The sequence below is a fragment of the Shewanella sp. T24-MNA-CIBAN-0130 genome (assembly GCF_040310185.1).
In the GTDB taxonomy this organism is placed as follows: domain Bacteria; phylum Pseudomonadota; class Gammaproteobacteria; order Enterobacterales; family Shewanellaceae; genus Shewanella; species Shewanella psychromarinicola.
The window spans coordinates 1-423 of the sequence record NZ_JBEOPP010000159.1 but is presented as its reverse complement, the minus strand read 5'-3'; the positions used below and the strand labels follow the sequence as shown (position 1 = coordinate 423).

At 42.8% G+C, this 423-nt stretch carries 1 protein-coding gene; it reads right to left on the bottom strand.

The window, feature by feature from the left end; all coding sequences use genetic code 11:
- Positions 1-423: endonuclease III (locus tag AAEZ02_RS21900; protein WP_351125053.1), on the bottom strand; the 423-nt coding region annotated here is incomplete at both ends.

The following is a 423-nucleotide window of genomic DNA, read 5'->3' as shown; positions in this document are numbered from 1 at the left end:
ACTTTAAGCATATTCAGTTCAACTTGGTCGACATTTTTGCCAGGAGCAAACTTCGTTCGATTTGCTAGCCGAAAAATATGCGTATCAACGGCAATAGTGGGCCAGCCAAAGGCGGTATTGAGTACTACATTGGCCGTTTTTCGTCCCACTCCAGGTAAAGCTTCTAATGCTTCTCGATTCTCGGGTACTTCGCCACCATGTAAATCAACCAGCATTTTACAGGCGTTAATCACATTAACGGCTTTGTTATTGTATAAGCCAATTGTTTTGATGTATTGCTTAAGCCCATCAACGCCTAAGTCATAGATTGCTTGAGGCGTATTGGCAACAGGAAACAACTTATCAGTTGCCTTGTTGACACTGACATCGGTTGCTTGTGCTGATAGCGTGACAGCAACTAATAGCTCAAATGGACTAGAAAAG